This is a genomic window from Tepidiforma flava (assembly GCF_027594505.1).
Taxonomy (GTDB): domain Bacteria; phylum Chloroflexota; class Dehalococcoidia; order Tepidiformales; family Tepidiformaceae; genus Tepidiforma; species Tepidiforma flava.
In genome coordinates this window covers 765,626-791,227 of sequence record NZ_CP115149.1, presented here as the reverse complement: position 1 = coordinate 791,227, position 25,602 = coordinate 765,626, and the positions used below count along the sequence as shown (strand labels likewise).

The 25,602-nt window shown below is 71.1% G+C and carries 24 protein-coding genes and 1 riboswitch; of the genes, 16 read left to right on the top strand and 8 right to left on the bottom strand.

Annotated elements, in window-relative coordinates:
• Nucleotides 1-41 precede the first annotated feature (41 nt).
• From O0235_RS04830 to O0235_RS04810, 5 genes are all read left to right on the top strand, one after another.
• Complete coding sequence (locus O0235_RS04830; protein WP_270057404.1) at nucleotides 42-1,940, top strand: hypothetical protein; 1,899 nt, start codon at nucleotides 42-44, stop codon at nucleotides 1,938-1,940.
• 26 nt (nucleotides 1,941-1,966) lie between these two features.
• Entirely contained in the window at nucleotides 1,967-2,533 is a 567-nt protein-coding gene (locus tag O0235_RS04825) for a GNAT family N-acetyltransferase (RefSeq protein WP_270057403.1), read from the top strand.
• Between the two features lie 128 nt (nucleotides 2,534-2,661).
• Nucleotides 2,662-2,797: riboswitch (cyclic di-AMP (ydaO/yuaA leader) on the top strand.
• Between the two features lie 89 nt (nucleotides 2,798-2,886).
• Nucleotides 2,887-3,105 (top strand): hypothetical protein, encoded by a 219-nt coding sequence (locus tag O0235_RS04820; protein ID WP_158066575.1) that lies wholly within the window; start codon nucleotides 2,887-2,889, stop codon nucleotides 3,103-3,105.
• Between the two features lie 139 nt (nucleotides 3,106-3,244).
• Nucleotides 3,245-3,508 carry an antibiotic biosynthesis monooxygenase gene (locus tag O0235_RS04815; RefSeq protein WP_270057402.1) on the top strand — a complete coding sequence of 88 codons (264 nt, stop codon included), beginning with the start codon at nucleotides 3,245-3,247 and terminating at the stop codon, nucleotides 3,506-3,508.
• 222 nt (nucleotides 3,509-3,730) lie between these two features.
• On the top strand, nucleotides 3,731-4,507 hold the full coding sequence (locus O0235_RS04810) for a response regulator (protein WP_270057401.1): 777 nt from the start codon (nucleotides 3,731-3,733) through the stop codon (nucleotides 4,505-4,507).
• A gap of 100 nt (nucleotides 4,508-4,607) precedes the next feature.
• Here the strand turns inward: O0235_RS04810 and O0235_RS04805 are convergent, their stop codons facing one another.
• Together O0235_RS04805 and O0235_RS04800 are read right to left on the bottom strand one after the other, a co-directional pair.
• Nucleotides 4,608-6,809: a vWA domain-containing protein gene (locus tag O0235_RS04805; RefSeq protein WP_270057400.1), complete on the bottom strand. Its 2,202-nt coding sequence runs from the start codon at nucleotides 6,807-6,809 to the stop codon at nucleotides 4,608-4,610.
• A gap of 80 nt (nucleotides 6,810-6,889) precedes the next feature.
• Complete coding sequence (locus tag O0235_RS04800) at nucleotides 6,890-7,519, bottom strand: DsbA family oxidoreductase (protein ID WP_270057399.1); 630 nt, start codon at nucleotides 7,517-7,519, stop codon at nucleotides 6,890-6,892.
• Between the two features lie 81 nt (nucleotides 7,520-7,600).
• Here O0235_RS04800 and O0235_RS04795 point away from each other — a divergent pair, with 81 nt between their 5' ends.
• Complete coding sequence (locus O0235_RS04795; RefSeq protein WP_270057398.1) at nucleotides 7,601-8,398, top strand: enoyl-CoA hydratase/isomerase family protein; 798 nt, start codon at nucleotides 7,601-7,603, stop codon at nucleotides 8,396-8,398.
• Between the two features lie 66 nt (nucleotides 8,399-8,464).
• Here O0235_RS04795 and O0235_RS04790 read toward each other — a convergent pair whose 3' ends face one another.
• The 5 genes from O0235_RS04790 to O0235_RS04770 are packed head-to-tail and all read right to left on the bottom strand — an operon-like array spanning nucleotide 8,465 to nucleotide 12,846.
• Nucleotides 8,465-10,051 carry a long-chain-fatty-acid--CoA ligase gene (locus O0235_RS04790; RefSeq protein ID WP_270057397.1) on the bottom strand — a complete coding sequence of 529 codons (1,587 nt, stop codon included), beginning with the start codon at nucleotides 10,049-10,051 and terminating at the stop codon, nucleotides 8,465-8,467.
• Nucleotides 10,052-10,091: 40 nt separating this feature from the next.
• A complete protein-coding gene (purK, locus tag O0235_RS04785; RefSeq protein ID WP_270057396.1) occupies nucleotides 10,092-11,210 on the bottom strand; it encodes a 5-(carboxyamino)imidazole ribonucleotide synthase in 1,119 nt (372 codons plus the stop codon).
• Nucleotides 11,207-11,698 (bottom strand): 5-(carboxyamino)imidazole ribonucleotide mutase, encoded by a 492-nt coding sequence (gene purE, locus O0235_RS04780; protein WP_279348176.1) that lies wholly within the window; start codon nucleotides 11,696-11,698, stop codon nucleotides 11,207-11,209. Before purE ends, purK begins: the two co-directional genes overlap by 4 nt.
• Nucleotides 11,699-11,723: 25 nt before the next feature.
• Complete coding sequence (locus O0235_RS04775) at nucleotides 11,724-12,362, bottom strand: hypothetical protein (protein ID WP_270057395.1); 639 nt, start codon at nucleotides 12,360-12,362, stop codon at nucleotides 11,724-11,726.
• Between the two features lie 58 nt (nucleotides 12,363-12,420).
• Nucleotides 12,421-12,846 carry a hypothetical protein gene (locus tag O0235_RS04770; protein WP_270057394.1) on the bottom strand — a complete coding sequence of 142 codons (426 nt, stop codon included), beginning with the start codon at nucleotides 12,844-12,846 and terminating at the stop codon, nucleotides 12,421-12,423.
• A gap of 147 nt (nucleotides 12,847-12,993) precedes the next feature.
• On the opposite strand from O0235_RS04770, the gene O0235_RS04765 reads away from it, so the two are divergent.
• The 3 genes from O0235_RS04765 (at nucleotide 12,994) to O0235_RS04755 (ending at nucleotide 15,991) form a co-directional block, all read left to right on the top strand.
• On the top strand, nucleotides 12,994-13,188 hold the full coding sequence (locus tag O0235_RS04765; RefSeq protein ID WP_270057393.1) for a ferredoxin: 195 nt from the start codon (nucleotides 12,994-12,996) through the stop codon (nucleotides 13,186-13,188).
• A gap of 99 nt (nucleotides 13,189-13,287) precedes the next feature.
• Nucleotides 13,288-14,583 (top strand): cytochrome P450, encoded by a 1,296-nt coding sequence (locus O0235_RS04760; RefSeq protein WP_270057392.1) that lies wholly within the window; start codon nucleotides 13,288-13,290, stop codon nucleotides 14,581-14,583.
• A 103-nt stretch (nucleotides 14,584-14,686) separates the two neighbouring features.
• Nucleotides 14,687-15,991 carry a cytochrome P450 gene (locus tag O0235_RS04755; RefSeq protein ID WP_270057391.1) on the top strand — a complete coding sequence of 435 codons (1,305 nt, stop codon included), beginning with the start codon at nucleotides 14,687-14,689 and terminating at the stop codon, nucleotides 15,989-15,991.
• Between the two features lie 290 nt (nucleotides 15,992-16,281).
• On the opposite strand, the gene O0235_RS04750 is transcribed toward O0235_RS04755, so the two are convergent.
• A complete protein-coding gene (locus tag O0235_RS04750) occupies nucleotides 16,282-17,568 on the bottom strand; it encodes a S49 family peptidase (RefSeq protein ID WP_270057390.1) in 1,287 nt (428 codons plus the stop codon).
• 262 nt (nucleotides 17,569-17,830) lie between these two features.
• On the opposite strand from O0235_RS04750, the gene O0235_RS04745 reads away from it, so the two are divergent.
• The 7 genes from O0235_RS04745 (at nucleotide 17,831) to O0235_RS04715 (ending at nucleotide 25,594) form a co-directional block, all read left to right on the top strand.
• Entirely contained in the window at nucleotides 17,831-18,448 is a 618-nt protein-coding gene (locus O0235_RS04745) for a hypothetical protein (RefSeq protein ID WP_270057389.1), read from the top strand.
• Nucleotides 18,387-19,307 carry an ABC transporter ATP-binding protein gene (locus O0235_RS04740; protein ID WP_270057388.1) on the top strand — a complete coding sequence of 307 codons (921 nt, stop codon included), beginning with the start codon at nucleotides 18,387-18,389 and terminating at the stop codon, nucleotides 19,305-19,307. The genes O0235_RS04745 and O0235_RS04740 overlap by 62 nt, the downstream gene beginning before the upstream one ends.
• Entirely contained in the window at nucleotides 19,294-20,181 is an 888-nt protein-coding gene (locus O0235_RS04735; RefSeq protein WP_270057387.1) for a hypothetical protein, read from the top strand. The genes O0235_RS04740 and O0235_RS04735 overlap by 14 nt, the downstream gene beginning before the upstream one ends.
• Nucleotides 20,178-21,104 (top strand): ABC transporter ATP-binding protein, encoded by a 927-nt coding sequence (locus O0235_RS04730; protein ID WP_270057386.1) that lies wholly within the window; start codon nucleotides 20,178-20,180, stop codon nucleotides 21,102-21,104. The genes O0235_RS04735 and O0235_RS04730 overlap by 4 nt, the downstream gene beginning before the upstream one ends.
• Nucleotides 21,101-21,838, top strand: a complete 738-nt coding sequence (locus O0235_RS04725; protein WP_270057385.1) for an ABC transporter permease — start codon at nucleotides 21,101-21,103, stop codon at nucleotides 21,836-21,838. Before O0235_RS04730 ends, O0235_RS04725 begins: the two co-directional genes overlap by 4 nt.
• Nucleotides 21,839-21,946: 108 nt before the next feature.
• Nucleotides 21,947-23,950: a PhoX family protein gene (locus tag O0235_RS04720; protein WP_270057384.1), complete on the top strand. Its 2,004-nt coding sequence runs from the start codon at nucleotides 21,947-21,949 to the stop codon at nucleotides 23,948-23,950.
• Between the two features lie 348 nt (nucleotides 23,951-24,298).
• Nucleotides 24,299-25,594, top strand: coding sequence for a DnaA ATPase domain-containing protein (locus O0235_RS04715; RefSeq protein ID WP_270057383.1), 1,296 nt, complete (start codon nucleotides 24,299-24,301; stop codon nucleotides 25,592-25,594).
• The last annotated feature ends 8 nt before the right edge of the window (nucleotides 25,595-25,602 follow it).

Sequence of the window (25,602 nt, the reverse complement as noted above, 5' to 3'; positions counted from 1 at the left end):
CCTGCGGCCTCCGGGCAACCCGCCCGGGGAGTCTTCCATCGATGCTGCTGGCCCAGGCTCTCGTCCCGCTCGCCGTCGTCCTCGCGCTCGCCGCCGCCCTGGTCAGCCGCGCCGCCGCCCGCGATACCGCGGCGCCGCCTCCGGCCCCGCGCGGCGCGCGCCTGTTCGAACTCGCGGCCATCCTGCTGCTGGCCGGCGTGATCGGCACGGCCGCGCTCGCCCTGTTCATCGGCGGCTACGCCGGCTCGCTCGAACGGGCGGCCTGGGCGGGCGGCAGCTTCCTCGCCGGCTTCGCCGCCGCGGCCATCGCCGCGCTGCTCGCCGTTGCCCTCGATGCCGATGACGGCCGCCCCGCCGCCGCCGGGCCGCTCGCCGGGGCAGCCCTGCCCTTCGGCGCCGCAGCAGGGGCCTTCGCCCTCGCCGCCGGCCCGGCCGGCGAAGGCCCGTGGACGGCGGCATCGCTCGCCGTCCCGGCTGCCGCCGGCGCCGGGCTCGCCGCGCTCATCGCTGCCGCTGCCGGCCCCCGCGAACCCGCCCGGGCGGCGGGCGCTGCCTGGGCTGCCGCGGCCGCGCCGGCTGCCGCCCTCGCCGGGCTGCTCGCCGGCGGCGAAGCTGCCGCGCTCGCCCGCGATGCCGCCAGGGCCGCCTATCCCCTCGCAGTGCTCGCCTGCGCGCTGGCCGGCGCGGCCGTCGCCGTCATCCCCGGGACCGTCATGGCCGCCGCGGGCCGCCGGGCTGCCGGCCTCGCCGCCGCGTGGGTCGCCGCGCCCGTCACTGCGCTCGCCGCCCTCGGCGCCGCGGTCGTCCTCCTCCCCGGTGGCGAAGGGTGGGCTGCCGGCGCCGCAGCTGCCGGCGCGCTCGCCGGGCTCGCCCTCGCCCACCCCGGCGCCGTCCCGCGCGCGCCGTCGGCCGCCGCCTTCCTGCCCTGGCTGTTCGCCGCCGCCGGCGCCGCCGCCGCGTGGCTCCTCGGCCGCGAACTGACCGACGAAGGCTTCGGAGCCCCAGCTGCCGGCTGCTACGGCCTGGCGCTCGCTGCTGCCGCCGCGCTCGGCCCGGTCATCGCCCGCGCCTCGCTCGTCCCGCTCGTGCCTGCCGCGGCCGCGTCGTCCGCGGAGGAGGTGAGCATCACCCTCTGGGCCCGCCCGGGGGAGGGCGCCGGCCTCGCCCTCGAATCCCGGCCGGCCGCGCCGCCTCCTGCGCCCTCGCCGGCCGGCGCCGCGTTCGGCGGGGCCATCCTCGCCGCCGCCGCGCTCGCGCTCGCCGTGGGCGCGCACGGCCGCCACGAACTCCTCCGGACCGCGGCGGCCGACCCCGTCGCGTACGCCGAAACCGTCCAGGCGCTCGGGCTGGTCCCGCCCGGCGCGCCGGACCGCTACGCCCTCGCCAACGAGGTCCGCGCCCACCGCGAAACGCTCGATGAGCTCCGCGCGGCCGTCGGCGACGACGCCGACTTCGGCCCGGCCGACATCCGGCTCCTCCTCGTCGCCGATGCGGCGTCCCGCGACGCCTTCGTCGCCACGCGGCTCGCCGCCGGCGACCTCATCGAAGGCGAAGCCGCGGCCATCCGCGCCGCCCGCTGGCCGCTGCCGTCGCTCCTGCCGCTCCCCGCTGCGAGCGCCGGCGGCGTCCTCGGCATCCTGCTCGGGTTCGCCGCCGTCGCCGGGTCCGGCCTCCTCCTCGAGCGCCGTCCGCGGCCGTGGCTTGTCTTCGCTGCCGCGCTCGCCGTCCCGGCCGTCCTCCTCGCCGCAGCGCCGGCCCTTCGCTTCCTCGGCCCCGGCCCCGCCGACGCCTTCGCCCTGCTCGCCGCGTTCGCGCTCGCCGCCGGGCCCGGCGCCGGCCTCCTCGCCGCCCGCGCGGCCGACCTCCGCGCTGCCGCGCTCGGCCCCGCGTTCGCGGCGCTCGCGCTCGCCCTCGCCGCCGGCGCGCTCGTCTCGACGTAGCCCGCTGCGGGGTGCATCCTTCCGCCATGGAAGAGCCCGCTCCGCCGAGTCCCTTCGAAGGCCGCCTCATCCGCCTCCGCGCCCGCGAGCCGCGCGACGCCGACCAGCTCCACCGCTGGTTCAACGACCCCGAGGTCACCCGCTACCTCAGCCTCCGCTACCCCGTCTCCCACCGCACCGAGGCTGAATTCCTCGCCGCCCACAGCCAGCCGGGCTACGCGAACGCCAGCTTCGCCATCGAGGCCCTCCTCGACAGCCAGCTCATCGGCGGCGCCGACCTCCGCACGTCGGGCCCCGAAGACCGCTGCGCCGAACTCGGCATCGCCATCGGCGACCGCACCCGCTGGCACGGCGGCTACGGCACCGACGCCGTCGCGACCCTCTGCCGGTTCGGGTTCGAGATGATGAACCTCCACCGCATCGAGCTCTGGGTCTTCGCCGAAAACGAGCGCGCCGTCCGCCTCTACGAGCGGCTCGGCTTCCAGCGCGAAGGCACCCGGCGGCAGGCCGCGTGGAAATTCGGCCGCTGGCACGACCTCCACCTCATGGCCATCCTCGAAGGCGAGCTGCGCGAATCTCCCGGCGCGCCGTAGGGCGTCACCCGGACCACCCGGTAAATTTGTGACGAAAAGCGCAAAGACCTATTGACAGCCCCCGGCGCATTGGGTAGCTTGCGCCGAGTGAACGGCGTTCGTCGTCGTTCGCATGCGCGTTCGGTTCAGTGCACCACCTGCCTAGTGCGCCACAGCGGCGCAGCGGGGGACCCATCACCCCGGGGCGAACGCGGCCACCCGGCCGCCAGGGCGCCTTCCGCCCGAGCCCGTCAGCTAACCCCGTCGGCAGTCTGGAAGGCCTGGCGAGCAGGTAGCTCGTTTCGAGGTCTTTTTTTCTGTCCTCGAAGGTCACCATAACGGCTCTTTATCGAAAGGAAGAGGAGGGAATCGTCATGCCAGCTCTGCAGGAAGCACCGCCGAAGTCCTGCCCCAAGTGCCGCGGCTCGATCATCGTCGAGCGCGACTGGCACGGCACCTACGGCAGCTGCATCATGTGCGGCTACGTCCACGAGGTGCTCACCAGCCCGCCCGTCGACCTCGCCGCCGAAGAAGCGGCCCTGCCCCAGCGCCAGCGCCGCCGCCAGCCTTCGCACGGCAAGCTCCGGCTCTGACCCGCAGCCGAACCAGCGCCCTGGAACCGGGACCCCCGCAGCTGCGGGGGTCCCGCCTTTTCGTCAGCACGGCAGCGCCCTAGAATTCGCGCTCCGGAGGTAGCAGAGCACACCCATGCCGTACATTCGCCTGTCCATCATGAAGCCCCGCCGCGGCGAAGAAGCCCGCTGCGAAGAACTCCTGCGCAAGCTCGATGAAGCCGCCGCAGCCCACGCCGGCTGCCAGGTCCACTACCTGATGCGCCCCCACGACGACAGCGGCGAAATCGCCCGCCTCGCCATCTACGATTCCGAAGAATCCGCCGAGCGCACCGCCAACGACACCCACATCATGGCCCTCCGCTCCGAAATCCACCTCCTCGTCGAGCCCGGCCACACCGAGCGCGCCTTCTTCACCATCTGATGCGGGCCGCGGCCCCCGCAGCGGGGCCGCGGGATTCCCCCGATCTCGCCGCGCGGCACCCCTCACCACCGGGAGTTCGCCGCCGAGGATCAGGGTTTTCGCCAATACGCCCCCGCGAGGCAGCCCCTAGACTCCTCCCTGTCGCCGGGTTCCCCACACGGGCAACCCCAACGGCACGGCACCTCCCCGCCGCCGCCGGAGACTACCTGAGGAGTTCGACCTGTGAACCAACTGCGCCCCCAGCCCCGGACCTTCCCGGCCCGCCCGACGAACGGCCCGGCCCGCGCCGCAGCCCCCATCCGCATCCTCCTCGTCGATGACCACGCCGTCATCCGCCAGGCCCTCCGGATGCTCCTCGAGGCGCAGCCCGAACTCGAAGTCGTCGCCGACGTCGAAAACGGCCGCGAAGCCGTCCAGGCCGTCGAACGCCTCCAGCCCGACGTCGTCCTCATGGACGTCGTCATGCCCGGCCTCAACGGCCTCGAAGCCACCCGCCAGATCCGCCGCATCGCCCCCTCCACCCGCGTCGTCATGCTCAGCGGCTTCGTCGATGAAGACCAGCTGCTCGACGCCATCCGCTCCGGCGCCTCCGGCTACATCATCAAAAAGTCCGACGTCTCCGAACTCGTCCTCGCCATCCAGACCGTCCACCGAGGCAACAGCTACTTCTCCAGCGCCCTCTCCGAAGGCTTCGACCTCGCCGAAGTCCTCTACCAGGCGAAGCGCTCCGACCAGCGCAACGGCATGGATACCCTCACCAGCCGCGAGCGCGAAGTCCTCCAGCTCATCGCCGAGGGGTACACCAACCAGGGCATCGCCAACGAGCTCTACATCTCCGTGAAGACCGTCGAGGCCCACAAAGCCCACATCATGGCGAAGCTCCACGCCCGCAACCGCACCGACCTCATCCGCTACGCCATCCGCAAGGGCATCGTCCGCCTCGAGAGCGTCGAAGAGGCCCAGTCGATGCTCGACGACGCAGAGGCCGCCGCCGGCTGAAAGGCCGGCCGCACCTGCCGCTGCCCGCACGTCCTGCCGACGAACGAAGGGGCCCGAACTCGGGCCCCTTCCGCGTTTCACCGCCCTGCGCCGCCGCGGCTCAGCCCATCCCGGCCAGCCGCTTCCGCTTCTGCGCCACGTAATCCACCAGGATGTACTCGCCCAGCTTGTCCGGCGTCGTGTAGAACACCCGCCCCTTGTTGATCCGGGCGACCTGGTTCACGAACTCCTTCAAGTAGTAGTTCCGGTCGAGCATGAACGTGTTGATGGTGATGCGCTTCTGCGTGCAGCGCTTCACCTCCTTCAGCGTCTCCCGGATGGTGATCGGGCTCGGCGGGTAGGCGAAGTAGGAGCGCCCCCGCTCCAGGTGCGCCGTCGGCTCGCCGTCCGAGATCATGATGATCTGGCGCGTGCCCTGCGTGTGCTTCGCGAGCAGCCGCTGCGCGATCATCAGCGCGTGGTGCATGTTCGTGCCCAGCACTGATTCGTCCCAGCGGACGTACGGCAGCTCCTCCGTCTTCAGCTCCCGCGCGTAGGCGCTGAAGCCGATGATGTACAGGCTGTCGCGCTGGTACTGCGATGAAATCAGGTTGTTCAGCGCCATCGCCACCTTCTTGGCGGCCTGGAAGGAGCCGCGCAGCGCCATCGACCAGCTCAGGTCGAGCATGATCACCGTCGCCGTCTGCGTCAGCAGCTCCGTCCGCGCCACCTCGAAGTCGTCCGGCTTCAGCCGCAGCGGCGTGCCCGGCCCCTCCCGGTACATCGAGTTCATCATCGTTTTCTGGATATCGAGGTAGAACGGGTCGCCGAATTCGTACGGCTTCGTCGTATCCGTCCGCTCGCCGCCGGTCCCCGTTTCGCGCACCTCGTGCTTGCCGAAGGTGTCGGCCTTCAGCTGCTGGTAGATCTCCACCAGCGCCCGCTGGCCGATTTTCCGGGTGCCGCGCGGGGTCAGCTCCCACTGGTTGCCCTTCTTCCGGATGTAGCCGGCCTCTTCGAGGATTTCGAGGAACTGCTTCAGCTGCTCCAGCGTTTCCCGCGCCTCCGGCCCGAGCAGCTCTTCGAGCTTGTCCGCGTCGATGTCCTCGATGTCCCCGCCGTACTGCGTCCGCTCGATCTGCCGCTCCAGCTCGTCGATCGACTGCATCTGGTCCATCAGCCGCATGGCGGATTGCAGGTCGAGCTCCTCGTCGCCGCGGAAGGGGTACTGGTTGCGCAGGTCCCGCATCGGGTAGAGGTACTCGAGGTTTTGCGCCAGCTCGTTCAGCGCCTGCTGCAGCTCCGGGTCGCCCACCTTGTCGGAGAGGAGGTCCTGCAGCTGCTGCCGCAGGTCGCCCGGGAGCGAATCGAGGAGCGACTGCATCTGCCCCATCTGGTGCTGCATCTGCCGGATGAGGTCGTCGAGCGATTGCGGCGGGTTGTCGCCGAAGAGGTCGCCGTACTTCTCCATGAACTGCTCGAAGTTCGGCTCCCGCCCGGCCATCCGGTCCTGCAGCATCTGGTTCAGGTCGCGGACCATCTCCTTCATCCGCTGCAGGTCCTCGGGCGACATGTTCGCGATCTGGTCGTACAGGTCCTTGAAGAAGGTGTCGAGCATCGCCTTCTTCAGGGATTCGAGCAGCTCGTTGAACTTCTGCTGGGCCTCCGGGTCCATGAACTCGTAGTTCTGGAGCTGGCGCACCTGCCCGGCCACGTCCTGCGGCAGGTTCTCGAGGAACTCTTTCTTGCGGTTCGCGATGTTCCGGAGCATCTCGGCGAACTCGCGCGGCGGCGTCGGCTGGCTGTGCTCCTGCCCCGCGCCGCCCTGCTGCCCGGCGCCGCCCTGCTGGCCGGCCTGCTGCCGGCCCTCCGGCCGCTGCTGCCCCTGCTGGCCGGCCTCGCCCTGCTGCTGCTCGCCGTCCTGCCGGCCCTGCGGCGGCTGCTGCCCCTGCTGGCCGGCCTCGCCCTGCTGCTGCTCGCCGGAGGCGCGCTCCGCCTCCTCCAGCCGCCGCTCCAGCGTGTTCCGCTCGAGGTCGAGGATTTCGTCCAGCTGCCGCTTCAGGTCATCGAAAATCGAGGAGAGGTTGAAGCGGTCCAGCTGCTGCCGCCGCTGCTGCCGGAGCTGCTGGAGGAGGTCCCGCAGCCCCTGCATCCGCTGCCCCATCGGGTTCCGCATGCCGCGCTGCATCAGGTTCCGCAGCGCATGCTGCAGGTCCCCGAAATTCATCAGGTCGTCGGTGATGTTGTCCAGGATCTGGTCCGGGTCGAGCGCCGGCACCTCCTGCGTCCCATCCCACATCGAGTAGCGGTAGCGCATCGCCATCGGCCAAACCTCCCCGGGCGCGGGGGACCGCGCCGTGTGCGTCGAGCGTAGCGGAATCGCAGGGGGTTGTCAGTCGGGCCTCACCCGGCCCGCCGGGGCACCCCGAGCCGCTCCATCACCGCATCGAAGACCGCCGCATCCTGCGCCCCGGACATCGCGAACCGGTCGCCGAAGACGAACGTCGGCACGCCGGAGACGCCCGCCTCCCGCGTCCAGCCGATCGCCTCGAGCACGCGCTGCCGGTAGGTGTGCGCCTCGAGCGCCGCGCGCAGCGCGCCCGGGTCCAGCCCGGCCCGCGCGCCAACCTCCACCACCACGTCCAGCCTGCCGATGTCCTCGAGCTCCGTGAAGTAGGCGCGGAACATCTCCCGCGCAAACTCCCGCGCCCGGCCCGCCTCGTGCGCGAACTCAGCGCCTTCGTGCGCCAGCACCGAATTCGAGGTCCACTCACGCCCGCGCGTGAACCGGATGCCCGCCGCCTCGGCCCGCAGCTCCATCGCCGTCGGCGGGTCGCCCGGGCGCGTCATCGGCCGCCGCGGCTTCCCTTCCGGCGGCGTCGCCGGGTCGAGCAGGTACGGCACATGCCGCACCTCGACGTCGTACTCCCGCTCCACCCGCTCGATCTCGACGAGCCCCAGGTAGCACCACGGGCAGACGAAGTCGGAAATCATGAGGATCTGCATCGGCCCGGCCGGCGGCTCGGCGTCCATCGCGGGCACGATACGCCGCTCGACAAGCCCCGCGCAATCCGCTTCACTCCCCGCACCATCCTGCGCCCCGGAGGGCCGCCCGTGCCGTTCACCTGCCTTCGCCTCGACATCGCCGATGAGGTCGCAACCGTCACCCTCGACCGCCCCGAAAAGCTGAATGCGCTCAACCGGGCGCTCCAGCAGGAGCTGCTCGAGGTCTGCCACCAGCTGAAGCACGACGACGGCGTCCGCGCCGTCATCATCACCGGCGCCGGCCGCGGCTTCTGCTCCGGCGCCGACCTCTCCGGCCCGCTCCCGGAGCAGCCCGGCCGGGTGCCCTGGCAGCAGCTCACCGACGAGGACAGCTGGGTCGGCCGGCAGGCGCGGGCCGTCGCGTCCATCGACAAGCCAACCATCGCCGCCGTCAACGGCATCGCCGCCGGCGCCGGGTTCTCCCTCGCGCTCGCGTGCGACATCCGCATCGGTAGCGAGCACGCCCGCTTCAAGTCCGTCTTCATCGAGCGGAACCTCTCGCCCGATTCGGGGATGAGCTACTTCCTCCCGCGCATCGTCGGGCAGGGGAATGCGCTCGACATCATCCTCACCAGCCGCGCCGTCGAGGCCGAGGAGGCGCTCCGCATGGGGCTGTTGCAGCGGCTCGTCCCCCACGACCGGCTGCTGGAAGAGGCGCAGGCCGCCGCCCGGCAGATCGCCGCCCACCCGCCGATCGCCGCCATCATGTCGCGCCGCGTCGTCCAGCGCTCCTGGGAGAACGGCCTCGATGCTCAGCTGCGCGAGGAGATCCACGCCATCGCCATCTGCCGCCGGGCGGTAAACGATGCCCGCGAGCAGCGGCAGGCGTTCCTCGAAAAGCGCCCGCCCCGCTTCACCGGCAGCTGACCGCACGAGAAGCGCGGGGGCCGCGCCGCCGCGGCCCCCGGTTCATCCCTTCGCTGCGCGGCGGGCTCAGTTCACCCGCCGCTCTTTGCCCGCCCAGTACCGCTCCCGGATGAGGAACTTCTGCAGCTTGCCCGTCGCCGTCCGCGGCAGGCTCTCCACGAAGTCCACGCCTGTCGGGCACTTGAAGTGCGCGAGGTGCTCCCGGCAGAAGGCGATGATCTCCTCCTCCGTCGCCGTCATCCCCGGCCGGAGCACGACGAGCGCGCGCGGCGTTTCGCCCCACTTCTCGCTCGGCACGCCGACCACCGCGCACTCCAGCACTGCCGGGTGCTTGTAGAGCGCGTCCTCCACCTCGGCCGAGGAGATGTTCTCGCCGCCGGAGATGATGACGTCCTTCTTCCGGTCGACGATGTTGATGTTGCCGAATTCGTCCCACGTGGCGAGGTCGCCCGTGTGGAAATAGCCGTCGTAGATCGCCTTGTTCGTCTCCTCCGGCTGCTCCCAGTAGCCCTTGAGCACGACGTTCGAGCGCGCGCACACCTCGCCGATCGTCCGGTCGTCCTTCGGCACGGGGTTGCCGCTGTCGTCGAGCACCTGGATTTCGACGCCGATCGCTTCGACGCCCGCGCGGGCGCGGCGCTGGTAGTTCCGGCCGTCCGGGTTGTGGTAGTCGGGCGTGCTGACGGTGAGGATGGGCGAGGTCTCCGTCAGGCCGTAGATCTGGATGAACTCCCAGCCGAGCTCGTTCTCCAGCCGCTCGATGAACGCCGCCGGCGGCGGCGCGCCGGCGACGACGAACCGCGGCCGCGTCGTGATCGTGTACTTGTCCCGGTCGGGGAAGGTCAGGATCGTGTTCAGCACCGCGGGCGCCATGCAGGCGAACGTGATGTTCTCGTCCTGGATGAGCCGGAAGATGTCGGCGCCCACCACGGCCCGCAGCACGACGTGCGTCGCCCCCATCGCGGTGATGGCGAAGGGGCCGCCCCAGCCGTTCGCATGGAACATCGGCAGCGTCCACAGCTCCCGGTCCTCGTGCCGCACGCGCAGGTGGGCGATGAAGTTGTAGGCGTTGATGTAGACGTTCCGGTGCGTCAGCATCACGCCCTTCGGCCGCGCGGTCGTCCCCGAGGTGTAATTGATGGAGGTGACGTCGTTTTCGTCCTGCTCCACCGGCGGCGTCGGCCCTTTCGGCTGCTGCCCGACCAGCGCATCCCAGTCGACCCAGCCGGCCGGCGTCTGCTTCGGCGTCCGCGGGTCGGCCACGATGAAGTGCTCGACCGTTTTCAGGTTCGGCCGGATGTCATCGATCACGTGCGTGTAGTCATAATCGACGAGCACCACCTTCACGCCGGCGTGGTTGATGATGTACTCGTGGTCGGCGGCCACCAGCCGGTAGTTGAGCGGCACGAGGATGGCGCCGATCTGCGTCACCCCGTAGTAGCTCTCGAGGAAGTAGTGGCTGTTCGGGCTGAGGATGCAGACCCGGTCGCCTTTGCGGACCCCGAGCGAGAGGAGCGCATGCCCGAGCTGGTTGCACCGCTCCTGGTAGTCCCGGTACGTCATCCGCAGGTCGCCGTCGACGATGGCTTCCTTGTTCGGGTAGAGCTTCGCCGCGCGGCGCAGGAAATCGTTGAGCAGGAGCGGTACTTCCACCGGCCTGGTCCCCCGCGTTCGAAAAATGTGCGCGCGGATTCTAGCCGATTTCGCAGCCCGGGCGAGCCGGCGGCGGCTCCACCGCGTTTGAACCGAGCACCGTGACGTGGCCGAGCTTCCGGCCGGGCCGCGGCGCCTTCCCGTACCGGTGCACGAAGACGCGCCCCGGGTGCGCCGCCGCCAGCGCCGCCAGCGCCGCCTCGTCGATGTCGCCGATGAGGTTGAGCATCGTCGCCGGCTCCCGCAGATCGGTCGGGCCCGGCGGCAGCCCCGCCGCGATGCGGATGAGCTGGGCGAACTGGCTCGTCGCGCACGCTTCGATGGTCAGGTGGCCCGAGTTGTGCGGCCGCGCCGCGACTTCGTTCACCAGCACCTCGCCGCCCGGCAGCAGGTAGCACTCGAGGCATGCGATGCCCACCAGCCCGGCGCCTTCCGCGAAGCGCTGCGCGAACGCGCGCGCCTGCGCCGCCGATGCCGCGGGGATGCCCGCCGGCGCGCTCGACACGCGCAGGATGCCCTCCCGGTGCACGTTCCGGATGGGGTCGAAGAACGCCAGCCGCCCCTCGGCGTCGCGGCAGACGATGACCGAGAACTCCGCCGCGAAGTTCACCCGCTCCTCGATGACGCACGTTCCGCCGCCGAGCGCCTCCCATGCGTCGGCGAGGCCGCGCGGCGTCGCTGCCCACGCCTGCCCGCGGCCGTCGTAGCCGCCCGTCGCCCGCTTCACCACGGCGGGCAGCGCGAGCTCCCGTCCCGCCGCCTCCGCCTCCGCTGCGCTGGTCACGATCCGGTGCGGCGGCACGGCGATGCCGAGCCCGGCGGTGAACGCCCGCTGCTTCGCGCGGTCCTGCGTCGTCAGCACGATGCCGGCCGCCGGCCGCAGTTCGACGCGCGCCGCGACGGCCTCCAGCAGCGCCGCCGGCAGGGTCTCCGTCTCGACCGTCGCGACGGCGATCATCGCAGCGAACCGTTCGACGACGCCCGGGTCGTCGAAGCTCCCGGCGACGACCTCGTCCGCGGCGGCGGCAGCGGGGCAGTCGGCGGCATCGTTCAGGACGACGGTGCGGTAGCCGAGTTCGCGGGCCGCTTCGGCCAGCATCAGCCCGAGCTGGCCGCCGCCGATGATGCCGATGGGCGAACCGGGCGGCAGCGCCGTCATTCCAGCCGTTCGCCCAGCACCCGGTCGCGCTCCTCCGCCATGAACGCCGCCACGCGCTCGCGGAGCGCCGGGTCCTCCGCGGCGAGGATGCGCACGGCGAGGTGCGCCGCGTTCACCGCGCCCGCCTCGCCGATGGCCATCGTGGCCACCGGCGTGCCGCGCGGCATCTGGACGATTGAGAGGAGCGAATCGAGCCCCTGCAGCGCCTTCGTCTGGATGGGCACGCCGATGACCGGCAGGGGCGTTTGCGCGGCCGTCATGCCCGGCAGGTGGGCGGCGCCGCCGGCCCCGGCGATGATCACCTTCAGGCCCCGCGCCGCCGCCGATTGGGCGTACTCCGTCACCAGCCCCGGCGTGCGGTGGGCCGAGACCACGCGCGCCTCGCACGGGACGCCGAACCGCTCCAGCACGTCGACCGCCAGCCGCATCGTCGGCCAGTCGCTCGAACTGCCCATGATGATGCCCACCAGCGGCGCGTCCCCGGCCATGCCGGCATTGTACGGCCCTGCAGCGCTACGGGCGGCGGTTCCGCGCGTGCTCCTCCAGCGCCCGGAACAGCTGCCCCACGCCCGTCGTCGGCACGGTGATGATCGGCGGGTCGCCCGGCTCCCGCCGCCGGTAGAGGTCGCTCACCTTGTGGGGCAGCGGCGTGCCTGCCCATGCCAGCACCACGTCCGCCCGCGCCTTGTCCGCGCGGGCGTCGCCTTCCGTCACCCGGCTGTCGCCGTCCACGAAGACCAGCTCTGGGCCGCCCGCCGCCTGCGCGAGGCGGAGCGCCTCCTGCCGCGCCGCCGGGCTCCCGCCCAGCACCACCGCCCGGCGGAGGTTCGCCCGCCGGCAGGCTGCTGCCGCCGCCCGCGCGGCCTGCAGCGCGTTCGAGCCCCCGCAGCCGGCGCACCGCTCCCGCACCGTCCGCACCACGGTCTTCCCGGTCGCATCGGCCGCCGCCCGGCAGGCGGCCGCGCCGCACCAGCCCGCCAGCGCCGCCCACGCCGCCTCCCGCGCCCGCTCCCGCTTCGCAACGGCCATCCGCTGCTTCTTCCCGGTCGTCAGCCCCGCGGCCACCAGCGCCGCGCGCGCGAGCGCCAGCCCCTCGTCATCGAGGAGCCCTTCCTCCCGCAGCCAGTCGTCGATCGCGAAATCGGCGCTCACCCGCGCATTCTCGCAGGGAGCGCCGACATCGCCTGTCGCCCGGCTGCCGCCGGCCGCGCTACTGGGTGGTGAAGCTCACGGACTCGCCGTTCACGACCACCGCATACGTCGTGCCGCTCGCGAAATCGGAGCCGAGGTCGACCACCGACTCGTGCGTGCCGTAGATCATCGTGCACGCCACGTCGTCGCTGTCCGGCACGCGGTTCGTCACGCGGATGGTGATATCGGTGCCGCTCCGGCCGGTGATCTCCCAGGCTTCGAACTTCGCGCAGCCGCTCGGCAGCCCGCTCACGATGCGCACCGCGTACGAGGGCGGCGCCGTCTCGCGCGTCAGCACCTCGAGCCCGTCGATGGGGGCGTCCACCACCTTCGTCGGGTAGCTGTCGCCGGGCCGCGAACCCGTCGAGCCGGTGTCCTCGATGCAGGCGGCAGCGGCCGCCGCGCCGAGGACGAGGACGAGGAACAGGGGAAGAAGACGTCGCATGTTGCCCATGCCGATGAAGACGCCGGCAGGGCCGAAAAAGTTCCCGGCGGATGCCGCGTCCGGTGGCTTACCGTGCGGTAAACCGCTATGCTTCGCCCTCGGGCGGCCCCCGGCCGCCGGATACCCCACAGCCCTGGAGAACCACCCGTGAAAGTTCGCGTCAAAGCTGAAATGTGCGAAGGGCACGGCAAGTGCGAGAAGGCCGCGCCCGAGATCTTCAAGCTCGGCGACGACGATATCTCCATCGTCCTCATCGAAGGCGACCTGCCGAAAGAGCTCGAGGAGAAGGCCGAGCGCGCCTACCGGCTTTGCCCCCGCCAGGCCATCGAGCTGATTCCCTGACCAGCTTTCGTAAACGGTCGTTCACTTTTCCCGACCGGTAAGCTACCATCGCACCATCGATATCCCGGATAGACCGGGCCATGCCCCCGGAGGAGTGCCGTGACCGCACCAGCCATCGAACCCTCGGACATCAACCTCAACAACCCTGAGCACTTCCAGCGCGAAGAGTTCCACGAGCTCCTCCGCATCCTGCGCCACCGCGACCCGGTCCACTGGAACCCGCCCGGCGAAGTCTCCAACGGCTTCTGGTCGATCACGAAGTACGAGGACATCCTCTTCATCTCCCGCCGGCCCGAGATTTTCATCTCCAGCAAGGGCATCGCCGGCCCCGGCATCAAGCCCGAGAAGCTCGCCGAGCTCGACTTCGCCGCGCAGCAGCAGAACGCCGGCGGCAACGCCTCCATCATCACGATGGACCCGCCCCGCCACGTGAAGATGCGCCGCCTCGTCAACAAGGGCTTCACCCCGCGCGCCGTCAACGCCATGGAGCCCGAAATCCGGCGCGTCACCAACGAAATCCTCGACCGCATCGCCCACAAAGGCGAATGCGACTTCGTCCTCGAGGTCGCCAGCCAGCTCCCGCTCGCCGTCATCTGCGGCATGATGGGCGTCGAGCAGAAAGACTGGCCCCTCATGTTCGAGCTGACGAACAAGGTCCTCGGCTCCGGCGACCCCGAATACCAGACCGACATCCCCGAGGAAGAGCGCGGCACCGGCCAGGCCGCCCGCCTCACCGCCATGAAGGGCCTCCAGACCATGCTGGAGTACTTCCGCGGCGTCCTCGAAGACCGGCGCCAAAACCCCCGCGAGAACGACCTCCCCACCATCCTCCTCGAGGCCGAGGTCGACGGCGAAAAGCTCACCGAGGGCGACATCCTCCAGTTCTGCTTCCTCCTCATCGTCGCCGGCAACGAAACCACCCGGAACGCCATCTCCGGCGGCCTCCAGGTCCTCTGCCAGCACCCGGACCAGAAGCGCGCCCTCATCGAGGATCCCTCCCTCATGGATACCGCCATCGAGGAGATCCTCCGCTGGACCTCGCCGCTCCACCACATGGCCCGCACCGCCACCGAGGACGTCGAACTCCGCGGCAAGCAGATCCGCGCCGGCGACCGCGTCCTCATGTGGTATCCCTCCGCCAACCGCGACGAGGACGTCTTCCCGGACCCGTACCGCTTCGATATCCGCCGCACGCCGAACGACCATCTCGCCTTCGGCATCGGCGAACACTTCTGCCTCGGCGCCGGGTTCGCCCGCAAAGAGCTCAAAGTCATGTTCGAAGAGCTCTTCCGCCGCTTCCCCGATATCGAAGTCGTCGGCCCGCCGGAGCGCCTCCGCTCCACTTTCATCAACGGCATCAAGCACATGCCGGTCCAGTTCACCCCCGAACGGTGAGCCCCGGCCGAATCATCCCGCCGGCCGGTCTTCCCGCCGGCGGGCCGATTCGCGTACCTTATCGACCGATCGGTAAATCAGCCGGGCCAGGGACCCCGGCGCCATGACAGCACCCGCGGAGCAGTACGTGACCACCGAAGCGCAGAGCCTCACCCTCGCCGACATCGACCTCAACGACCCGGTCCTCTTCGAAAGCGGCCTCTCCCACCAGGCCTTCAAAATCCTCCGCAAGGAGGACCCGATCTCCTGGACCCCGCCCACCGACGAGGTGAAGGGCCACTGGAACCTCGTCAAGTACGAAGACGTCCTCTTCGTCTCCCGCCACCCGGAGATCTTCAGCTCCGAAAAGGGCATCACCGAATACGAGCCCATCAGCGAAGAGGACGCCCTCCTCGCCGCCCAGGGCAACGGAAAGATGATCATCACGATGGACCCGCCGCGCCATGTGAAGATGCGGCGCCTCGTGAACAAGGGTTTCACCCCCCGCGCCGTCGCCCAGTGGGAGCCCAAGATCCGCGAAACCACCAACATCCTCCTCGACCGCATCGCGAAGAAAGGCGAATCCGACTTCGTCCTCGATGTGGCCTGCAACATCCCGCTCGCCGTCATCTGCCAGATGCTCGGCGTCCCGGAGAAGGACTGGGACCTGATGTTCGCCCTCACGAACAAGGTCCTCGGCTCCGGCGACCCCGAGTACCAGACCGACGTGCCCGAAGACCAGCGCGGCACCCCCGAAGCCGCCCGCATCACCGGCAACATGGGCACCATGCAGATGTTCGGCTACTACGCCCAGGCCCTGATGCAGCGGAAGACCGCCCGCACCGAGGACATCATCTCCCTCCTCGTCGATTCCGAAGTCGACGGCGAGAAGCTCACGGATGAGGACATCCTCTGGTTCTGCTTCCTCCTCATCCTCGCCGGCAACGAAACCACCCGGAACGCCATGTCCGGCGGCCTCCTCGCCCTCTGCGAGCACCCCGACCAGAAGAAGAAGCTCCTCGACGACATGTCGCTCATCGATTCCGCCGTCGAAGAGATCCTCCGCTGGGTCTCGCCCGTCACCCACATGGCCCGCGTCGCCAAGGAAGACACCGCCATCCGCCACCAGCCCATCAAGGCCGGCGAGCGCGTCGTCATGTGGTATCCCTCCGTCAACCGCGACGAGGACGTTTTCCCCAACGCCGACGTTTTCGACATCACCCGGACGCCGAACGATCACCTCGCCTTCGGCATCGGTGAGCACTTCTGCCTCGGCGCCGGCTTCGCCCGCCTCGAGCTGAAGGTGCTCTTCCAGGAGCTCTTCCGCCGCTTCCCGGACATCGAACTCGCCGGGCCCGCGCAGCGCCTCCGCTCCACCTTCATCGGCGGCATCAAGCACCTGCCCGTCAAGTTCACCCCGGAGAAGTAATCCGGTTCTCCTTCCCCCCGCGCCTTTCCCCTCGTTCGACGGGGGCCGGTTTCCCGCCGGCCCCCGTCGGCCGTCCGGTGGCCGGCAGGCTCGGGGTTGGGAGGTTGGAGGTTGGAGGTTGGAGGTTGGAGGTCGGAGGTTGGAGGTTGGAGGTTATTCTCCCTCCCTGCTCCCAACTCCCAGCTCCCAACTCCGTAGTCGCGGGGCTCCGTCCCCGCGGAGGGCCGGCGAGGCCCGCCCCCTCAGTCCGAGCTCCCGCTTCCCGCTTCCCGGTCCCTCCCGCCTCCCGTCTACCGCCCCTGCGCGCAGAGCGCCACCGGGTCGCCGTAGTACGCGAGGATGGCGTGCGCCGGGAAGCAGATCCGCACCGGGCCGCCTGCCTGGACCGGCGGCTTCGACGAGCTGCCCAGGCCCAGCTTGCCGAGCAGCCCCGACCAGACCGACCCGCCGCCCGATTCCCGCACCACCCGGAACTTCCCGGCCTCCAGCCCCGCCAGCGCCGCCGTCCGCTCGTACGCCTCGTAGCGGTCGGCTGTCGCGTCGATGAGCCCGAGCTCCTGCGCCGTCTGGTTGTCGTACACCATCGCGCCGATGCGGTCCCGGATGGTCGCCTCCGGGATGTTCCGCGCCGCCGCCACGTGCCGCACGAACTCCGCGTATTCGTTGTCGACGCCCCGCTGCAGCTCCTGCTTCTCCTGCTCGGTGAGCGGCCGGTAGGGCGCCCCGACGTCCTTCGACCGCCCGGCCGTGATGGGCTGGAAGACGATCCCGTCGCGGGTCGTCACGCCGCCGCCGAAGAGGCCGCCTTCCGTCGCGAACAGCCCGTCCCAGTACTCGATTGCGCCCATCGTCACGCCGATGCTCCCGACGAGGCTGCCGTAGTCCGCGATGATCAGGTCGGCCGGCGCCATCGCGTACAGCCCGCCCGAGGCGCTCAGCCCGGCGACGAACGCCACCACCGGCTTGCCGGTCTTCTCCCGGTACTCCTGGATGCCCTGCGCGATCGCCCGCGCCCCGAAGATCGTCCCGCCCGGCGTCTCCAGCTCGAGCACGACGCCGGCGATGCTGTCGTCCTCCGCAGCCTTCCTCAGCTTCTCCCGGATTTCGTAACCGTAAACGACGCCCGGGAGGCCGAAGATGCCCGCCGGCTCCAGCTCTTCGCCGAGGATGACGCCGGTCACCGGGATGGAGAGCAGCTTCCCGCTCGCGCCCGAATCGCCGTAGACGACATCTTCGCCGCCGCCCGAATCCGAGGCTGCCGCGATGATCGCGGCGAGGATGATGAGCGGCAGGAAGAGCGCGAACGAAAGCGTCACCCCGAAGCAGCCCGCGGCGACGATGGACTTGACGCCCGTCCGCCAGATCATCGTCCAGGTGCCCTCGCGGGCGCCGGGCGGCGGATATGGCCCGCTGTACCACGCCTGCAGCCCCGGCCCGTAGCCGACGTATGGTGCAGCGGGCGGTATCGGCGGCTGGGCCCCGGGCGGTGTCCCCGGCGGCGGCGCGCCCGCGCCCTGCGGAGATTGCGGCGTTCCTGCCCCTTCTCCCGTCGGCATCGAACCCGGCTGGTCGCTCATCGCACCTCACCCTGCCCGCGCCGTCGCGCGGCCTCGCGGGCCTGATCAGCGTAGCAGGGAGCAGGGAGCAGGGAGCAGGGAGCAGGGAGCAGGGAGCAGGGAGCAGGGAGCAGCCCTCCTCCCCCGGGTCTCCCAGCTCCCCACTCCAATCTCCCAACTCCCCACTCCGTCCCCGCGGAGGGCCGGCGAGGCCCACCCGGACGTTCGCATCCGCCCGTCTCCCGCTTCCCGCCTCCCGGTTCCCGGGACATCCGTTGGGCGCATGGCGCCCCGCGGGGACGGAGCCCCGCGGCAACGGTTGGAGGTTGGAGGTTGGAGGTTGGAGGTTGGAGGTTGGAGGTTGGAGGTTGGAGGTTGGAGGTTGGAGGTTGGAGGTTGGAGGTTGGAGGTTGGAGGTTGGAGGTTATCCTCCCTCCCAGCTCCCAGCTCCCAGCTCCCAGCTCCCAGCTCCCAGCTCCCAGCTCCCAGCTCCCAGCTCCCAGCTCCCAGCTCCCAGCTCCCAGCTCCCAGCTCCCAGCTCCCAGCTCCCAGCTCCCAGCTCCCAGCTCCTCCTCCCTCCTCCCAGCTCCCTCCTCCCAACTCCCCGCCCCGCGCCGCCGCGGAGCGGCGGCATCCCGCGGCGCCGCCGCCGAAGGCGGCCAGCCATCCCCGCGGCGCCAGCCGCGCCACCGCCGGCGAAGCCGGCTCGCCCCCCCCGCGCCGCCGCCCTTCCCCGCCCCTTGCGCCATCTCCTCTACACTCCTCCCATGCACGTCATCGAAACCCGCTGGATGTCGTCGAGCGCTTCGAGCGCGGCGTATCCCCTCTACACTCCTCCCATGCACGTCATCGAAACTGCGGGCCTCACGCGCCGCTTCGGCGACGTCACCGCCCTCGATGACCTCACCATCGCCGTCCCGCCGGGCATCACCGGCCTCGTCGGCGCCAACGGCGCCGGCAAGAGCACCCTCATCCGCATCCTCCTCGGCCTCCTCCCGGCCACCTCCGGCTCCGCCCGCGTCCTCGGCTACGACGTCGCCAGCGAAGGCCCCACCCTCCGCCAGTTCGTCGGCTACATGCCCGAGCACGATTGCCTCCCGGGCGATGTCTCCGCCACCGAATTCATCGCCCACATGGCCCGCGTCAACGGCCTCCCCGGCGATGCCGCCCGCGAGCGCACCGCCGAGACGCTCCGCCACGTCGGCCTCTTCGAAGAGCGCTACCGCGACATCCGCGGCTACTCCACCGGAATGAAACAGCGCGTCAAGCTCGCGCAGGCGCTCGTCCACGACCCGCGTCTCCTCTTCCTCGACGAGCCGACGAACGGCCTCGACCCCGCCGGCCGCGACGACATGCTCGACCTCGTCCGCCGCACCGGGCATGAATTCGGCATCTCGATCGTCATGGCCTCCCACCTCCTCGGCGAAATCGAACGCGTCTGCGACCAGGTCGTCGTCATCGACGGCGGCCGGCTCCTCCGCCAGGGCGCCATCGCCGATTTCACGGCCGCCACCGGCACCCTCATCGTCGAGGTCGAGGGCGACCCTGCGGCGCTCGCCGACGCACTCCGCGCGGCCGGCCTCCGCGTCGAAGGCGACGGCCGCCAGCTCCTCCTGCCGTTCGACGGCGACCACGTCCTCGACCGCGTCCGCGATGCCTGCGCCGACCTCGGCCTCGGGCTGGTCCGGCTCGAACGGCGGCGGCAGGCCCTCGAAGACCTCTTCCGGCCGGCCCCGGAGGCTCTCCATGCCGGGAGCTGATCCCCGCGCCGGCGCCATCTACGACCTCGGCTACCGGACCTACGACGGCCCGCGGCTCGGCCGCCGCGCAGCCATCCTGGCGCTCTACACCTTCACCCTGCGCGGCGCCTTCGGCATCGGCCGCCGCACCTCCGCGAAGATCGTCCCGCTGGTCGTCGCCGCCTTCGCCTTCATCCCCGCGCTCATCCAGCTCGGCGTCGCGGCCCTGCTCGGCAGCCGGATCGAGATCATCGCGCCGTGGAACTACCTCGGCTACAGCGAAGTCCCTGTCGCCCTCTTTTGCGCCGGCGTCGCCCCCGATATCTTCGGCCGCGACCTGCGCTACCGCACGCTTTCGCTCTACTTCTCCCGCGCCCTGCTCCGCTCCGACTACGCCATCGCCAAGACGGCCGCCTTCGTCACTGCGCTCGCCGTGCTGACGCTCGGCCCGCTCCTGCTGCTCACCATCGGCAACGGCCTCGCCAGCGATGACCTGCCCGGCTACCTCGCCGACCACTGGCGCGAATTCCCGCAGTCCCTCGCGGCCGGCCTCGTCATCGCGGCCGTTGCGGGGTGCGGCTCCCTCGCCATCGCCGCCCACGCGCCCCGGCGCGCCTACGCGACCGTCGGCGTCGCGGCCTGGTTCCTCGTGACGCTGCCGCTCGCCGGCATCCTGGTCGAAATCGGCGGCGAAATCGGCCGCTTCGCCGCCTGGTTCAGCCCCTTCGACCTCCTCTACGGCGCGGCGCTCGCCATCTTCGGGCACACCCCCGGCGCCGATTCCATCCAGGCGCGCGCCGACCTCCCGCTGTTCAGCTACCTCCTCCTCGCGGTGGCGCACTTCGCGGCCGCCGCGCTCCTCATCCTCCGCCGCTTCCAGCGGGTGCAGGCATGAGCGGCGGCTCGCCCCCGGCCATCGAACTCCGCGGCGTTTCCCGCTGGTACGGCAACGTCGTCGCCGTCAACGACGTCTCCTTCGAGGTCGGCCCCGGCGTGACCGGACTCCTCGGCCCGAACGGCGCCGGCAAATCGACCATCCTCCACATGGCCGCCGGATTCCTCCGGCCGTCCGCCGGCGACGTCCGCATCCTCGGCGAGCCGGCGTGGCGCAACCCCGGCATCTACCGCCGACTCGGCCTCGTGCCCGAGCGCGAAGCCGTCTACGGCTTCCTCACCGGCCGGGAGTTCGTCGAACTCGCCGCCCGCCTCCACCGCCTCCCCGACCCCGCGGCCGCAGCGGAGCGCGCCATCGCCCTCGTCGACATGGACGCCGCCGCTGGCCGTCCCTGCGGAACCTACTCCAAGGGCATGAAGCAGCGCATCAAAATCGCCGCCGCCCTCGTCCACGACCCGCAGGTGCTCATCCTCGATGAGCCGTTCAACGGCGCCGACCCGCGCCAGCGCCTCCACCTCATGGACCTCTTCCGCCGCATGGCCGCGGAGGGCCGCGCCATCCTCTACTCCTCGCACATCCTCGAAGAAGTCGAGCGCCTCGCCGATACCGTCCTCGTCATCGTCGCCGGCCGGCTCGCCGCCTCCGGCGATTACCGCCAGATCCGCGCCCTCATGACCGACCGGCCCCACGCCTTCACCGTCCGCTCCAGCGACGACCGCGCCCTCGCCGCGCGCCTCCTCGCCGAGCCCGCCATCCGCGGCGTCGCCTTCGACGACGGCCGCCTCGAGGTCCGCGCCGACGGCCTCCTCGCCGCCGCCCGCGCCCTGCCGGCCGCCGCCCGCGCGGCCGGCGTCACGCTCTACGAAGTCCGCCCCACGGACGAGTCCCTCGAAAGCGTCTTCGCCTACCTGGTCCGCCGATGAACCCCGATATCGCCCGCCTCACCGCCCGCACCCTCCTCGGCCAGCGACGCACCATCCTCGTCGTCCTCCTCGCGCTCCTGCCGGTCGCCATCGCCCTGCTCTACCGGTTCGCAGCGCCCGCCGACGCCGACCCGGAGCGGTTCGCCGCCCGCGCCCTCCTCGGCGGCATCGTCACCACCACCATCCTCCCCCTCGTCACGCTCATCTTCGCGACCGGCGCCTTCGGCCAGGACATCGAGGACGGCACCGCCGTCTACCTGCTCGCCACGCCGGTCCCCCGCCGGGATATCGTCCTCGCCCGGTTCCTCGTGGCGTGGGCCGCGTCCCTCGCCGCCCTCCTCCCCGCCGCCGTCGCCGCCGGCCTCATCGTCCTCGGCGGCAGCGGCCCGGGCATCGTCGCCGGCTTCGCCGTCGGCATCGCAGCGGGCTCGTTCGTCTATGCGGCGGCCTTCACCTGGCTCAGCATCGCCACCAGCCGCGCCCTCGTCGCCGGCCTGCTCTACGTCTTCCTCTGGGAGGGCACGCTCTCCGGCCTCTTCAGCGGCATCCGCTTCCTCTCCATCCGCCAGTACGCCACCGGCATCGCCGGCGCCTTCTTCGACCTGCCCGCGAGCGTCTTCCAGCCCCGGCTCGAACCGGCCCCCGCCGCCGTCCTCGCTGCCCTCGCCGCTGCCCTCATGCTGCTCCTCGCCGTCCGCCGCCTCCAGCGCTGGGAGGCCGGCGAGGCCGCCTGACGTCCGCTAATCTCGCGATCACCATCCGTTTGCCAGACGTTTACCACGCTCCCGAACGATGGCGCATGGCCCGCCGGCCAGCCATCCCAACGCAGCGAGGTTTCCTCCATGTCCCTGGACCACGACCCGTCCGACCTCCTTCCCGTCGTCGACGACTACCGGTCCAACCAGTGCTTCGTCCACCCGCAGACCTGCCGCTGGAGCTGCGGCAACCAGTGCGCCCACCCCGCGCCGAACGAAAGCGGGAACGAATATTTCGGCGCCGTCGCCCGGCGCTACATCTCCCGCCGCCGGCTCCTCGGCTTCGGCGCCCTCGCCGCCGGCATGCTCGTCGTCGGCAAGAACACCGTCCTCGGCGCCGAGACCGCCCGCGCCCAATCGGCCGGCAGCAGCTCCGGCCTGAACTTCACGCCCGTCAAGCTCGACGGCTCCGACCGCATCATCGTCCCGCCCGGCTACAAATCCGAAATCCTCATCCGCTGGGGCGACCCGCTCTTCCTCGACCCCGGCACCGGCTTCGAATTCGGCAAGCAGACCGCCGCCCAGCAGGAGCGCCAGTTCGGCTACAACTGCGACTACCTCGGATTCATCCCGCTGGCGAAGGACCGCGCCCTCCTCATCGCCAACCACGAATACACCAACCCCGAGCTCATGTTCCCCGGCTACGACCCGGAGAACCCGACGAAGGAGCAGGTCGACTACGAACTCGCCGCCCACGGCGTCAGCGTCGTCCACATCGAGCGGCACCCGATGCGCGGCTGGCGGTACACCCTCGGCGCATGGCACAACCGCCGCATCACCGGCACCACCCCGATGCGGCTGACCGGCCCCGCCGCCGGCCACCCGTGGATGCGCACCAGCGCCGACCCGGCCGGCTACACCGTCCTCGGCACCCTCAACAACTGCTCCGCCGGCATCACCCCGTGGGGCACCGTCCTCACCTGCGAAGAGAACTTCAACCAGTACTTCGCCAACAACGACCAGGTCGCCGATGCCGCCAAGAAAGCCGCCCACAAGCGGTACGGCCTCCCCGGCGGCGCCAGCGAGCGGAAGTGGGAGCGCTTCCACAAGCGGTTCGACCTCGCCCAGGAGCCGAACGAAGCCTTCCGCTTCGGCTGGGTCGTCGAATTCGACCCCCACGACCCCGGCTCCCTCCCCCGCAAGCACACCGCCCTCGGCCGCTTCAAGCACGAAGCCACCTCCACCGTCATCGCCAGAGACGGCCGGGCCGTCGTCTACATGGGCGATGACGAGCGGTTCGACTACGTCTACAAATTCGTCAGCGACGGCAAATACGACCCGAACGACCGCCAGGCGAACTTCCGCCTCCTCGAATCCGGCACGCTCTACGCCGCGAAGTTCAAGGACGACGGCACCGGCGAGTGGATTCCGCTCATCGCCGGCCAGGGCAAGCTCACTGCCGCCAACGGCTTCGCCAACCAGGGCGACGTCTGCATCAAGACCCGCCTCGCTGCCGACCTCGTCGGCGCCACCAGGATGGACCGGCCGGAGGACATCGAAGTCAACCCCGCCAACGGCTACATCTACGCCGCGATGACCAACAACTCCCAGCGCGGCACGAGCGGCCGCCCCGGCACCGACGCCGCCAACCCCCGCGCCGAGAACCGCCACGGCCACATCATCGAGATGATGCCCGCCGGCGGCGACCACGCGGCGCCGACGTTCCAGTGGCGCTTCCTCATGCTCTGCGGCGACCCCGCCAAGGACAAGGGCACCTACTTCGCCGGCTTCGACCAGTCCCTCGTCAGCCCCATCTCCTCGCCCGACAACATCACCTTCGACCGCCGCGGCAACCTCTGGATCTCCACCGACGGCCAGCCCAGCACCTTCAAGAAGAACGACGGCGTCTTCGCCGTGCCCGTCGCCGGCCCCGAGCGCGGCTACAACCGCCAGTTCCTCTCCGGCGTCCCGGGCGGCGAATGCGCCAGCCTCGTCTTCAGCGACAACGACGACACCCTCTTCGTCTCCATCCAGCACCCGGGCGAAGGCTCGACCCTCGAGAACCTGACCAGCAACTTCCCCGACGGGAAGGAGCCGCGCCCGACCGTCATCTTCGTCATGAAGGACGACGGCGGCGTCATCGGCTCCTGAGGCCGGCCGCACACGTCGCGCCGCGGGGGCGCGCCAGGCGGCGCGCCCCCTGTTGCGTTTCCGCCCAATTCGAAGGTTTTATCGGGGCCGAGTTCGGCGCCTCCTTGCTCCTTGGGGCACATTCTGGGCCGAAATTGGGCCGCCACACATAAACGCCGCCCCGCGTGAATCCTTGCCGGCGGCGCCCCCGGCTTCGACATAAGAGCGTTGAACGCCCGGCCCGCCCGGGCGTACCCTTCGGCCCTGCCCCACCGGGGATCCCGGGGGAACGGCCCCGGACCTCCAGCTCCCAGGCTCGAAGACCCTACCGCGACATCGCCCGCCCCCGCGCGGGAGGAAGGAGTGTGTGTGCCGTTGGAACCAGCCGCCAGCGCGAGCAGCGAACCCCGCCACCTCGCCCGCTCGTGGCGCGCCGTCCTCGGCTGCCTCGAGGTCCAGCTCAACCCGCACACCTTCGCCACCTGGCTCAAGGGCGCCGCCCCCGGCGCCTTCGACGGCCGCACCCTCGTCATCAACACCCCGAACGACATCGCCCGCGACTGGCTCGACAGCCGCCTCCGGCCCGTCATCGAACGCGCCGTCGCCCAGGTCTTCGGCGAAGTCGACGTCGTCTTCCGCGGGCCGGGCGCGCCCCCGGCCGCCGTCGCGCCCGGCCCAATCCTCGGCATCGTCGACCCGGCCCTCACCTTCGATGCCTACCAGCCCGCCGAAGGCAACCTGCTCGCCTTCCACGCCATGCGCGACCTCGCCGAGGCCGTCCCCGGCGCTCCCTCGCCGGTCGTCATCTACGGCCCGCCCGGCCTCGGCAAGACGCACCTCCTCCACGCCGCCGCCGGCGCCGCCAGCCGGGCCGGCCGCGCCGTCGCCTGCCTCGATGCCGGCACCTTCACCGCTCGCTTCGTCGGCGACATCCGCAGCGGCCGGAGCGGCGAATTCCACGATGCCCTCTGCGGCCTCGACCTCCTCATCCTCGATGACCTCCAGCAGCTCGCCGGCCGGCGCGCGACGCAGGAAGCCTTCGCCGCCGCCCTCGATGCCGTCATGCACCGCGGCGGCCACGTCGCCGTCGCCTCCGAACAGCACCCCTTCGACCTCGACCTCCTCGACCGGCTCACCTCCCGGCTCGCGCAGGGCATCGTCACCCGGGTCGAACCTTTCGACGACACCGCCCGCCGCGCCTTCGTGGAGCGCGTCGCCCGCCGCCACCGGATCGCCCTCCCCGCCTGGGCCGTCGACCGGCTCGCCGCCTGCCGCGCCCCGTCCGTCCGCCTCCTCCTCGGCGCCGTCAACCAGGCCATCGCCCTCCAGCGGATGGGCCGCCTCGACCTCGCCGGGCTCGATGCTGCGGTCGCGCGCATCGCCATCGCCGAAGCCGCCGGCGCCGAGCCGACTCCCGGCCTCCTCGAGCGCATCGCCCGCTACTTCAGCGTCGAACCCGCCGAGATCGCCGGCCGCTCCCGCCAGCCCCGCGTCGGCGAAGCCCGGGCCGTCGCCGCGGCCCTCCTGCAGGAGCAGGGCATGAGCCTCGCGCAGGTCGGCGCCCTCCTCGGCGGCCGCGACAAGAGCACCGTCAGCGCGCTCGCCCGCAAAGGCGCTGCCCTGCTCGATGCCCACCCTGCGCTCCGGGAGCGAAAGTCGGCCTGACGCCGGGA

Bases quoted from the DNA above. Each gene is read 5' to 3' on its own strand.
- O0235_RS04830 (WP_270057404.1), top strand. From the start codon at position 42: ATGCTGCTGGCCCAGGCTCTCGTCCCGCTCGCCGTCGTCCTCGCGCTC.
- O0235_RS04825 (WP_270057403.1), top strand. From the start codon at position 1,967: ATGGAAGAGCCCGCTCCGCCGAGTCCCTTCGAAGGCCGCCTCATCCGC.
- O0235_RS04820 (WP_158066575.1), top strand. From the start codon at position 2,887: ATGCCAGCTCTGCAGGAAGCACCGCCGAAGTCCTGCCCCAAGTGCCGC.
- O0235_RS04815 (WP_270057402.1), top strand. From the start codon at position 3,245: ATGAAGCCCCGCCGCGGCGAAGAAGCCCGCTGCGAAGAACTCCTGCGC.
- O0235_RS04805 (WP_270057400.1), bottom strand. From the start codon at position 6,809: ATGGCGATGCGCTACCGCTACTCGATGTGGGATGGGACGCAGGAGGTG.
- O0235_RS04800 (WP_270057399.1), bottom strand. From the start codon at position 7,519: ATGGACGCCGAGCCGCCGGCCGGGCCGATGCAGATCCTCATGATTTCC.
- purK (WP_270057396.1), bottom strand. From the start codon at position 11,210: ATGACGGCGCTGCCGCCCGGTTCGCCCATCGGCATCATCGGCGGCGGC.
- purE (WP_279348176.1), bottom strand. From the start codon at position 11,698: ATGGCCGGGGACGCGCCGCTGGTGGGCATCATCATGGGCAGTTCGAGC.
- O0235_RS04770 (WP_270057394.1), bottom strand. From the start codon at position 12,846: ATGCGACGTCTTCTTCCCCTGTTCCTCGTCCTCGTCCTCGGCGCGGCG.
- O0235_RS04755 (WP_270057391.1), top strand. From the start codon at position 14,687: ATGACAGCACCCGCGGAGCAGTACGTGACCACCGAAGCGCAGAGCCTC.
- O0235_RS04750 (WP_270057390.1), bottom strand. From the start codon at position 17,568: ATGAGCGACCAGCCGGGTTCGATGCCGACGGGAGAAGGGGCAGGAACG.
- O0235_RS04745 (WP_270057389.1), top strand. From the start codon at position 17,831: ATGGCGCCCCGCGGGGACGGAGCCCCGCGGCAACGGTTGGAGGTTGGA.
- O0235_RS04740 (WP_270057388.1), top strand. From the start codon at position 18,387: ATGCACGTCATCGAAACTGCGGGCCTCACGCGCCGCTTCGGCGACGTC.
- O0235_RS04735 (WP_270057387.1), top strand. From the start codon at position 19,294: ATGCCGGGAGCTGATCCCCGCGCCGGCGCCATCTACGACCTCGGCTAC.
- O0235_RS04730 (WP_270057386.1), top strand. From the start codon at position 20,178: ATGAGCGGCGGCTCGCCCCCGGCCATCGAACTCCGCGGCGTTTCCCGC.
- O0235_RS04725 (WP_270057385.1), top strand. From the start codon at position 21,101: ATGAACCCCGATATCGCCCGCCTCACCGCCCGCACCCTCCTCGGCCAG.
- O0235_RS04720 (WP_270057384.1), top strand. From the start codon at position 21,947: ATGTCCCTGGACCACGACCCGTCCGACCTCCTTCCCGTCGTCGACGAC.